This window comes from Phenylobacterium sp., assembly GCF_046590535.1.
In the GTDB taxonomy this organism is placed as follows: Bacteria; Pseudomonadota; Alphaproteobacteria; order Caulobacterales; family Caulobacteraceae; genus Phenylobacterium.
Map to the genome: position 1 here is coordinate 1 of NZ_JBKJTG010000057.1, position 9,895 is coordinate 9,895.

Below are 9,895 nucleotides of genomic sequence, written 5' to 3' on the forward strand. Positions count from 1 at the left end.
GTCATAGCCCAGGCCTTCCGCCACGGCCTGAGCGTGGACGAGATCCATGGCGCCTGCTCGTATGAGCCCTGGTTCCTGCGCCAGCTGGAGACCCTGGTCCGCACCGAGGGCCATGTCCGCGCCGCGGGCCTCCCCGTCACCGCCCAGGGCTTCCGCGCCCTGAAGGCCCAGGGCTTCTCCGACGCCCGCCTGGCCAAACTTACCCACACGACCGAGGCCGAGACCCGCGAGCAGCGCCGGGCCTTGGGCGTGCGGCCGGTGTTCAAGCGGATCGATAGCTGCGCCGGCGAGTTCCGCGCCGAGACGCCGTACATGTATTCCACCTACGAGAGCGGCGCGCTCGGCCAGCTCCCCGACTGCGAGAGCGACCCCACGGACCGCGTGAAGGCGATCATCCTGGGTGGCGGACCCAACCGGATCGGGCAGGGTATCGAGTTCGACTACTGCTGCTGCCACGCGGCCTTCGCGCTGGCCGAGATCGGCGTCGAGTCGATCATGGTCAACTGCAACCCGGAGACCGTCTCCACCGACTACGACACATCCGATCGGCTATATTTCGAGCCGCTGACCGCCGAGGACGTGCTGGAGCTGATCGACGTGGAGCGCACCCGCGGCACGCTGCTGGGGGTGATTGTCCAGTTCGGCGGCCAGACGCCGCTGAAGCTGGCCAAGCCGCTGGAGGATGCGGGCATCCCGATCCTGGGAACATCGCCCGACGCCATCGACCTGGCCGAGGACCGCGAGCGCTTCCAGCAACTGCTGCACCGGCTGAAGATCCAGCAGCCGATCAACGCCATCGCACGCTCCCGCGACGAGGCCTTCGCCGGCGCCCACCAGGTGGGCTACCCGGTGGTGATCCGCCCGTCCTACGTGCTGGGCGGCCGGGCCATGGAGATCGTCCGCGACGACGAACAGCTCGACCGCTACATCCGCACCGCCGTGCAGGTGTCGGGCGACAGTCCCGTCCTGATCGACCAGTACCTGTCGCGGGCCACCGAGGTGGACGTGGACGCCATCTGCGACGACGCGGGCCAGGTGTTCGTGGCCGGGGTGATGGAGCACATCGAGGAGGCCGGCGTGCACTCGGGCGATAGCGCCTGCTCCATGCCGCCGTTCTCCCTTAAGCCCGCGACCATCGAGGAGCTGAAGCGACAGACCGAGGCCATGGCGCGGGCCCTCAAAGTGCGCGGCCTGATGAATGTGCAGTTCGCCATCGAGGAGCCGCACTCCGAGGCGCCGCGCATCTTCGTGCTGGAGGTCAACCCGCGCGCCAGCCGCACCGTGCCGTTCGTCGCCAAGACCATCGGCCGGCCGGTGGCCGCCATCGCCGCCAAGGTGATGGCCGGCAAGCTGCTGGCGGAATTCGACCTCACCGAGACGCCCTACGACCACATCGCGGTGAAGGAGGCAGTCTTCCCGTTCGCCCGGTTCGCCGGCGTGGACACCGTGTTGGGGCCGGAGATGCGCTCCACCGGCGAGGTCATGGGCCTGGACTGGATCCGGCCCGGCGAAGGCCCGGCGCCGGCCTTCGCCAGGGCTTTCGCCAAGGCCCAGCTAGGCGGCGGGGTTGTCCTGCCCAAGGCGGGCTGCGTGTTCGTCTCCGTGCGCGACGACGACAAGGCCTGGATCGCAGAGCCCGTGCGGCTGTTGCTCAGCCAGGGGTTTCGCGTGCTGGCCACGGCCGGCACCGAGAGCTACCTGGCCGGCCAGGGCCTCAAGGTGGAACACGTGAAGAAAGTGCTGGAAGGCCGTCCGCACATCGTCGACGCCATGAAGAACGGCGAGGTGCAACTGGTCTTCAACACCACCGAGGGCAAGCAGTCGCTGGTGGACTCGTTCGCAATCCGCCGCTCCGCGCTGATGATGAAGATTCCCTACTTCACCACCGCGGCTGGGGCCCTGGCCGCCGCCCAGGCCATCGTCGCCACGGCGACCGAGCCCCTGGATGTGCGTCCGCTGCAGAGCTACGGCGTCCGGCCCCACTAGAGCCTGACCGCTTCAAGTGGATACCGGTTGAAGCGCCCGTCAGGCTCTAAACTTTGAAGATAGACCCTTTTTGTCCGGTTCAAGTGGCTCCACTTGAACCGGAAAGGGTCTAGCGGGCATTCCCAGCAGCGGCGCCAGTGCTAGCCTCTCGGGAAATCCTGGGGAGGACGCCATGAAGCAGGCGATGGTCGCGGTCGCGGCCGTGATTTTGGCGCTGTTGGGCGCGAACGCAGCCCCGGCGCAGGGAGCCAAGCTGGAGAGGGTGCAGCTTCAGACCAGGCTGGCGCCCTCCCCCGCCACCTATTCCGTCCTGCTTCCGCCGGGCTATGACCCGGCCAAGGGTCCGCTACCGCTGATGCTGCTGCTCCACGGCGGCGGGGGCGACAACAATTTCCTGGCGAGCCTCAGGCCCACCCTCGAGGCCGCCTGGGCCGCGGGCGACCTGCCGCCCCTGGTGGTGGTGACCCCTGACGCCAAGCGCTCGCTCTACATGGACTATCGCGACGGCTCGCAGAAATGGGAGAGCTTCATCGTCGGCGAGTTGATCCCCGACGTGCGCAAGCGCTACCGCGTCTCCTCCGACCGCCGCCAGACCGTGGTCACCGGCATCTCCATGGGCGGGCTGGGCAGCCTGCGGCTGGGCTTCGACCACCCCGAGGTGTTCGGCGGCCTGGCGGCGCTGGAATCCGGCATCGAGCCGGCGCTGGCCTTCGATGACGTGAAGATGCGCAACCGCTTCCAGCGCGACGACGCCTTCTTCGCCTCGATCTTCGGCAATCCCGTGGACCGCGCGTTCTGGCGTCGCGCCAATCCGGCCAACATGGCCATCGACAACCGCGACAAGATCCTGGCGAGCGGCCTGCAGATCTACATTGAGGTGGGCGACGTCGACATGTTCCACCTGGATGAGGGGGTGGAGTTCCTGCACCGGGTTCTGTGGGATCACAGGATCCCGCACGAGTACCGCCTGGTGCGCGGCGCCGACCACGTGGGCCGCAGCATCGCGCCGCGCCTGCGCGACGGCTTCCGGTTCCTGACCGCAAATGTGCTGCAGCCGACGGCGGCACCGGACCCCGTCCTGCAGACCGCCAACCAGCGGATCACCCAGATGCGCCGCCGGGCCGGCGTACCGGACGGTGAAATCCGGCCGCCGCTGCCCTCGACGACGCCGCCGCGATGAGCCCGACCCGCCGCAGCCTGGTCGCCGCCCTCCCCGCCCTGACGCTGGCCTGGCCCGCGGCGGCCGCGCCGTCGAAGGACCTTACGGTGCGGGGACGCACCATCTACAGCGAATCCTCGATGGTCATGTCGATGACCCCCGATGGACGCAGCGCCGTCACCCTGCGGTTCTGCCGCTTCCCGGAGGCGGGGATGACCTGGTTGTGGTGCCACGTGGTGCGCGACGGCCAGCTCTACGCCTTCACCAGCCACGACCTGCCCTGTGGCCCGGAACGCCTGGCGGGGCAGCCCGACGCCGCTTACCGGGCCCCGCCGATGGTTGCGTCGCTGGTGCGGACCGGCGGCGGTGAGAGCCTGGCGTCCGTGCGGATCGAGGCCGCTCTGCCGTTCCACCGCAGTCGGGCGGCGCCGCACGGCCCGGGCCGTGCGGCCGGGCGTTTCTCCGGGGTGTTCACCCCCACACGCCGGCTGGCGGCGACGGTCAACGCCGGGCGTGACGAGGTCTATGGCCTGCTGCGGGCCGAGATCGAGGTCGGCGGCCGCAGGCTGGTCCATGAGGGGGCCGCCAAGTTCCACGAGCAGCGGCAGGAGGGGCCGCGCTTCGAAGGTCCGTTCTGTTACAGCTGGCTGGCCGGCGGCGACGCGGCGGCGGCCACCCTGCTCACCGCTGCGGGCGCCGGCGGCGGTTGGCAGTTCGGGGCCGCGGAGGACGCGCTGGCCGACATGGCGATCGATTCGCCCGCTGCGGCCCGCCGGGCGGACTACCGCTTCAAGTCTGGTCGCCGCGTGGCTGGCGATCTGGCCGCCTTGGTGCGCTACCAGATCCCGGTCTACGACCGCGTCTGGCAAGGAAGCTTTGTCAGGGGGCGGGTCGATGGCCAGGCCGTGGTGGGCGTCGTCAACGACTGGACCACCGCTCCGGACATCTATGCGGCGGCACGGGCGAGGGCCGGCGCGCTCTGACCGGCTGGTTCGGGCCGCGATGATCCGCAAACCCGGCTTAATTGACCGTTGGTCTTTCGAGGCGCACCCTCACCTCATCGCCTGAGTGAGACAGGCGGCACTGGGCGCGTTTCTGCGACCCCCTTGTGGCCGAAGAGCGCTCTGGCGCCTGCCGCGATCCGGCGAGGGAGAAATCCCCAACGATTGCGAGGAAACCCTATGCATACCGAACCCCATGAGGGCGAAGTCCGCCATCACAAGCCCCGCCACCTTGCGGAGCGGTTGGAGGGCGCAGTGGGCGCATTGATGGTGGTGGCCATCATCGTGCTGGCCCTGGGCCTGATCTACGGCATGGTCAGCGGCGGCGGCGGCACGCCCCGTTGGATGCAGTAGCCGCCACGGCCTAGAGTTCGCGCGCCAGCACCAGATCGTCGTAGGTGTTGGCGCCCACCTGGAACTTCCGGACGCCCGCGGTGGCGAAGTCATGGCGGGCGTAGAAGGCTATGGCGCGGGCGTTCCCCGCATAGACGCCCAGCAGCAGACGCTTGGCGCCCGCCCCTCTGGCCGCCTGCACCGCCGTCTCCATCAGCCGCACGCCCAGACCCGAGCCCTGGAAGCGATGCAGCAGGTAGATCCGCTTCAACTCCATATCCGAATCGGCGGTCGGGATCGGCAGGTCAGCCGGCGCGACCATGATGTAGCCGACGGGCGCCCCGGTCGCCGCCACCTCGGCGATCCAGAAGCCGTAGCCCGGCTTTCCCAACCACTGCGCATAACGGAGCCGGCCGTGCTCGCCCTCGCAATGGGCGAAGATGTCGGCCGTCGGCAGGACGTCGGCAAAGGTCTCCAGGAAGGTCGCCTGGCCCACCCGCGACAGGGCCTCGGCGTCACCCGGCGTGCATTCCCGGATCGTCACGTCCATGGCTGTCCCCCTTCGGTCGGCGACTTACCACGGCCGCAGACAGGGCCAAGCTCTGGTCGCGGCGGCGGCGCTGCGCTAGGCGTCGAGGCTTAGCGGGAGGATACGCGATGGCGGGACGTGTGGACGGCAAGGTGGCCCTGATCACTGGCGGGGCGAGCGGCATCGGCCGAGGCTGCGCGGAACGGCTCGCCAAGGAAGGCGCCGTCGTGGTGATCACCGACTTGCAGGACGCCAAGGGCGACGAGGTGGTCCGGGCCATCCAGAGCGCCGGCGGACGGGCCGAATACCTGCATCACGATGTGACCGATGAGGCCGCCTGGATCTCGGTCGTGGACCAGATCAGAACCCGCCACGCCCGCCTTGACGTGCTGGTGAACAACGCCGGCATCGGCCTGGGCGGCTCCATCCTGGAGATGACCCTGGAAACCTGGCGCAAACAGACTGCGGTCAACCTGGACGGAGTCTTCCTGGGCGTGAAGCACGCCATCCCGCTGATGCGTCAGGGCGGCGGCGGCAGCATCATCAATATGTCTTCGGTGGCCGGCCTGAAGGGCGCCGCCAACCTTGCCGGCTACTGCGCCACCAAGGGCGGGGTGCGGCTGTTCACCAAGGCCGTGGCGCTGGAATGCGCCGGCGCCCAGGACGGCGTGCGAGTCAATTCGGTGCATCCAGGCATCATCGAGACGCCCATCTGGGAAGGCATCGGCGCCACGACTACGCCCGGCGCCAACGCTCCACCGGACCTGGACGCCATGTCCGCCGTCGCAGTCCCTCTGGGGGTCAAGGGCTACCCCGAAGACATCGCCAACGGCGTGCTGTGGCTGGCCTCGGACGAAAGCCGGTATGTGACCGGCGCAGAGCTGGTGATCGACGGCGGCCTGACAGTCCGCTAGCGACGCCATGACTGCGACCCTGAACGTCATCTTCGGCCCCTGCGGCGCCGGAAAGACCACCTACGCCCACGCCTTCGCCCGGCGGGAAGGCGCAGTTGCCTTCATCCTCGACGACTGGATGGCCCGGCTCTACGGCCCCGACATGCCCGAGCCCATCGAGTATGACTGGATGATCGAGCGCGTGGGCCGGGTGGAGGCGCAGATCTGGTCCGTCGCCGCCGGGGTGATCGCCACCGGGACGTCGGTAATCCTCGACATCGGCCTGATGCGCCAGTCCGACCGCCAGCGGGTGCGGGAAATAGCGGAGGCAGTAGGGCTGCCCCTGCAGTTCCACTTTGTCTCCGCGCCGCAAGAGGTGCGACGCGCCCGGGTCGCCGGCCGCAACGTGGTCAAGGGTGAGAGTTTCGCCATCGAGGTGACGCCGGACCTCTTCGACTTCATCGAGGGGATCTACGAAGCCCCCGAAAAGGAGGAGTTGAAGGGCTGCGTGATCGGCGAGAGCTAGCCCTGCGGGCACAGGTGCGCCGGCCAGATGCCTCGCGGCAGGTCAGGCGGGCGACGGCCTGATCATGCTGCGAATATCATTGGTCGCAGGCGCCCTTGAGTTTTGCGCTGCACAATTCTATTCTCTTTCCCCCCGGACGCCTGCGCCCGCGGCCGGTAAGTCGGAAACCTGTTTAGGGCGGATCTGAGTCATCATCTCCATGGAAAAAGTCCCGATGACCGCCGAGGGCTATCACGCCCTCGACGAAGAGCTGAAGCGTTTGAAGACGGTGGAGCGGCCTTCCGTGATCTCCGCCATCGGGGAGGCGCGCCTGCATGGCGACCTGTCCGAGAACGCCGAGTATCATGCGGCGAAGGATCGCCAGGGCTGGATCGAAGGCCAGATCGCCGACATCGAGGACCGCATGGCCCGCGCCCAGGTGATCGATGTCTCCAAGCTGTCAGGCAAAAACATCAAGTTCGGCGCCACGGTGTCGCTGGTGGATGAGGACACCGAGGAGCCGGCTCGTTACCAGATCGTCGGCGAGCACGAAGCCGACGTGAAACAGGGCCGCATCTCCATCGCCTCGCCGATCGCCCGCGCCATGATCGGCAAGGAGAGTGGCGACGTGGTTGAGGTGATCACCCCTAACGGGGCCAAGGCCTACGAAATCACCAAGGTCGAGTGGGGCTGACCCACCGCGAATGGCGAAGGCGCCCCAGCCCGAGCTGACCATCTGGGCCGTCTCCGACGGGCGCGCCGGCATCGAGGCACAGGCCGAGGGCCTGGCGATGGCGGTGGCGCGGCTGCGGCCCGCCACGGTGATCCTCAAGCGGATTGGCTGGAAGGCCGGCCTGGGCCGGCTGCCCTGGTGGCTGAACCCATTCCCCCGCCTGGCCCTGCGCGCAGAAAGCTCCATCGCCGCGCCTTGGCCGGACGTCTGGATCGCGGCCGGCCGGGCCAGCCTGCCGCTGTCGACCCGGGTGCGGCGCTGGTCGGGGGGCCAGACCTTCGTGGTGCAGACCCAGAACCCGCGCGCGCCGGCGGCCGCATTCGACCTGATCGTCCCGCCGGAGCATGACGGACTGGCCGGACCGAACGTCTTTCCCGTCCTGGGCGCCCCCAACCGGCTGACCGCAGACCGCCTGGCCGCCGAGCTCGCCCGCTTCGCGCCGCGGCTGGCCGATCTGCCGCACCCGCGGGTGGCGGTCATCGTCGGCGGGACCTCCAAGGCCTTCGACCTGCCGGCCGACCATGCCGCGGCCATGGCCGCCCAGGTCGCCGCGGCGGTGGAGGCGGCCGGCGGCTCGGTGATGGTCAGTTTCACCCGGCGCACGCCCGCCGCCGCGCGGGCGGCCATCGCCGGAGGGCTTCGCCCGCTCCCGGGCTGGATCTGGGATGAGCGGGGGGACAACCCCTACATCGCCTTCCTGGCCGCCGCCGACGCCATCCTGGTCACCGAGGACTCCGTCAACCTGACCACGGACGCGGCGGCGACCGGCGCGCCCATCTATCGCCTGACCCTGACCGGCGGCTCGGCCAAGTTCGCCCGCTTCCACGCCGAACTGGAAGCGCGCGGGATCGCCAGGCGATTCGCAGGCAGGCTGGAGACTTGGCGCTACCCTCCGCTTTTTGAGGCGGATCGGGCTGCAGCAGACCTTCTGCGCCGTTATGACGCGCGGAAAAACATCATTTAAGGCAAAGGCTTCTTGCTCACGGCCGCGCTCTCGGTAACCTTGGCAATGAATTCGCAATAACCCTGTCCCTAGGGTTGCGACCGAATTGCATGCGGGGGCCCACACGTGGCGAACTATTTCTTTGAAGACATCACGGCCGCCGAAGCGCTGGCCTACAACCCGGCCGCGGATCGGCTGCTCTTCAGGACCAACGGCGCGACCGCCTCGGTCATCTCCGTCGGGTTCGTCCCGTTCACGTCCTCCACACCGGATTATGTCGTCCTGAGCGGTCTCGGGCGCACCGTGACCTTCAACGATCCGGGCGGCTTCCGCGGCGAGAACGACGCCATCCTGCCCGACAGTTCGACCCTGTTCGCCGGCACCACCGGCAATGACAGCCAAGCCGGCTCCGCCGGCGCCGACGGCCTCTACGGCGGCGCCGGCAACGACAGCCTCGACGGCCTGGGGGCCGGGGATCTGCTCCAGGGCAACCAGGGCAACGACACCCTGGTCGGGGGGACCGGCAACGACACCCTCTATGGCGGCCGTGACAACGACACCATCGACGTAGGTACGGGCCTGAACTTCGCCAACGGCAACATCGGCGACGACACCATCACCGGCAACACAGGCAGCGACACCCTGCTGGGCGGCCAGAACAACGACATCATCACCGGCGGCGGCGACACGGACTTCCTGAACGGCAACCTCGGCAACGACACGCTGACCGGGGGCACGTCGGGCGACACCTTGGTGGGCGAAGCCGGCACGGACAGCCTGACCGGCGGCGGCGGAAACGACTCGTTCAACGGCGGCGACGACAACGACCAGATCGTCGCCGGGAGCGGCGCCGACACCGTCGACGCAGGCGCGGGCAGTGACACCGTGGCCGCCTCGGACGGCGCCAACATCATCACCCTGGGCGACGGGGACGACTCGGTCACCGCCGGTACGGGCAACGACAGCGTCGATGGCGGCGCGGGTAACGACAGCGTCGACGCCGGCGCGGGCAACAACACTGTCACCACCGGGGTCGGGGCGGACAGCGTCGTGACCACTGGCGGCGCCGACAACATCTCCGGCGGCGACGGGGCGGACACCCTCTCGGCCGGCGCCGGCAATAACACCGTGGCCGGCGGCATCGGGGCGGACCAGATCACCACCACCACCGGCGACGACAACATCACCGGCGAGGCCGGGGACGACGTGATCAACAGCGGCGACGGCGCCGACACCGTCGACGCCGGGGCGGACAACGACTCCATCACCTTCGCCGGCGCGGCCAACATCACCGCCGGCGCGGGCAATGACACCGTGGCCGGCGGAAACCTCGGCAGCACGATTACCGGCGGGCTCGGCAACGACACCGTCAGCTCCGGCTCGGGCAACGACTCCGTCGACCTGGGCGACGGCGACGACAGCATCGTCGACACGGGCGGCGCCAACACTGTCACCGGCGGGGTCGGCGCCGACAGCGTCACCACCGGCACGGGCGCCGACCGGATCGACCTGGGCGACGGCGCCGACACCGCCAACGCGGGCGATGGCAACAACTCCGTCAGCGGCGGCCTCGGCACCGACACGATCCAGGCCGGCTCCGGCAACGACACCCTGAGCGGGGGGGACGGCGACGACAGCATCAGCGCGGGCGCCGGCCTCGACGTCCTGGACGGCGGCATCGGCAACGACCAGATCTCCTTCACCGGCCGCGGCTCCGTGGTCGGCGGCACCGGCAACGACACCATCATCGGCGCGGCGGTGGCCTCCAACATCGACGGCGGCGACGGCAACGACAGCGTCAACATGGGCGCCG

10 protein-coding genes are annotated in these 9,895 nt (G+C 69.2%); 9 read left to right on the forward strand and 1 reads right to left on the reverse strand.

Annotated elements, in window-relative coordinates; all coding sequences use genetic code 11:
• From carB to ACLL81_RS03395, 4 genes are all read left to right on the forward strand, one after another.
• A partial coding sequence (gene carB, locus ACLL81_RS03380; protein ID WP_411286936.1) for a carbamoyl-phosphate synthase large subunit occupies positions 1–1,986 on the forward strand: 1,986 nt, incomplete at its 5' end.
• Between the two features lie 172 nt (positions 1,987–2,158).
• Positions 2,159–3,166, forward strand: a complete 1,008-nt coding sequence (locus ACLL81_RS03385) for an alpha/beta hydrolase (RefSeq protein WP_411286937.1) — start codon at positions 2,159–2,161, stop codon at positions 3,164–3,166.
• Positions 3,163–4,128: a hypothetical protein gene (locus tag ACLL81_RS03390; protein ID WP_411286938.1), complete on the forward strand. Its 966-nt coding sequence runs from the start codon at positions 3,163–3,165 to the stop codon at positions 4,126–4,128. Before ACLL81_RS03385 ends, ACLL81_RS03390 begins: the two co-directional genes overlap by 4 nt.
• 198 nt (positions 4,129–4,326) lie before the next feature.
• Complete coding sequence (locus tag ACLL81_RS03395; RefSeq protein WP_411286939.1) at positions 4,327–4,500, forward strand: hypothetical protein; 174 nt, start codon at positions 4,327–4,329, stop codon at positions 4,498–4,500.
• A gap of 10 nt (positions 4,501–4,510) precedes the next feature.
• Here ACLL81_RS03395 and ACLL81_RS03400 read toward each other — a convergent pair whose 3' ends face one another.
• Complete coding sequence (locus ACLL81_RS03400) at positions 4,511–5,029, reverse strand: GNAT family N-acetyltransferase (RefSeq protein ID WP_411286940.1); 519 nt, start codon at positions 5,027–5,029, stop codon at positions 4,511–4,513.
• A 107-nt stretch (positions 5,030–5,136) separates the two neighbouring features.
• Here ACLL81_RS03400 and ACLL81_RS03405 point away from each other — a divergent pair, with 107 nt between their 5' ends.
• From ACLL81_RS03405 to ACLL81_RS03425, 5 genes are all read left to right on the forward strand, one after another.
• Positions 5,137–5,922, forward strand: coding sequence for an SDR family NAD(P)-dependent oxidoreductase (locus tag ACLL81_RS03405; protein ID WP_411286941.1), 786 nt, complete (start codon positions 5,137–5,139; stop codon positions 5,920–5,922).
• Between the two features lie 7 nt (positions 5,923–5,929).
• Positions 5,930–6,427, forward strand: coding sequence for an AAA family ATPase (locus ACLL81_RS03410; RefSeq protein WP_411286942.1), 498 nt, complete (start codon positions 5,930–5,932; stop codon positions 6,425–6,427).
• 199 nt (positions 6,428–6,626) lie between these two features.
• Positions 6,627–7,100 carry a transcription elongation factor GreA gene (gene greA, locus ACLL81_RS03415; protein ID WP_411286943.1) on the forward strand — a complete coding sequence of 158 codons (474 nt, stop codon included), beginning with the start codon at positions 6,627–6,629 and terminating at the stop codon, positions 7,098–7,100.
• Between the two features lie 10 nt (positions 7,101–7,110).
• The gene (locus tag ACLL81_RS03420; RefSeq protein ID WP_411286944.1) at positions 7,111–8,103 is read left to right on the forward strand and encodes a mitochondrial fission ELM1 family protein; all 993 of its coding nucleotides are present in this window, start codon (positions 7,111–7,113) and stop codon (positions 8,101–8,103) included.
• A gap of 105 nt (positions 8,104–8,208) precedes the next feature.
• Positions 8,209–9,895 (forward strand): calcium-binding protein (locus ACLL81_RS03425; protein ID WP_411286945.1); only part of this gene is annotated, 1,687 nt, incomplete at its 3' end.

Bases quoted from the DNA above. Each gene is read 5' to 3' on its own strand.
- ACLL81_RS03385 (WP_411286937.1), top strand. From the start codon at position 2,159: ATGAAGCAGGCGATGGTCGCGGTCGCGGCCGTGATTTTGGCGCTGTTG.
- ACLL81_RS03390 (WP_411286938.1), top strand. From the start codon at position 3,163: ATGAGCCCGACCCGCCGCAGCCTGGTCGCCGCCCTCCCCGCCCTGACG.
- ACLL81_RS03395 (WP_411286939.1), top strand. From the start codon at position 4,327: ATGCATACCGAACCCCATGAGGGCGAAGTCCGCCATCACAAGCCCCGC.
- ACLL81_RS03400 (WP_411286940.1), bottom strand. From the start codon at position 5,029: ATGGACGTGACGATCCGGGAATGCACGCCGGGTGACGCCGAGGCCCTG.
- ACLL81_RS03405 (WP_411286941.1), top strand. From the start codon at position 5,137: ATGGCGGGACGTGTGGACGGCAAGGTGGCCCTGATCACTGGCGGGGCG.
- ACLL81_RS03410 (WP_411286942.1), top strand. From the start codon at position 5,930: ATGACTGCGACCCTGAACGTCATCTTCGGCCCCTGCGGCGCCGGAAAG.
- greA (WP_411286943.1), top strand. From the start codon at position 6,627: ATGGAAAAAGTCCCGATGACCGCCGAGGGCTATCACGCCCTCGACGAA.
- ACLL81_RS03420 (WP_411286944.1), top strand. From the start codon at position 7,111: ATGGCGAAGGCGCCCCAGCCCGAGCTGACCATCTGGGCCGTCTCCGAC.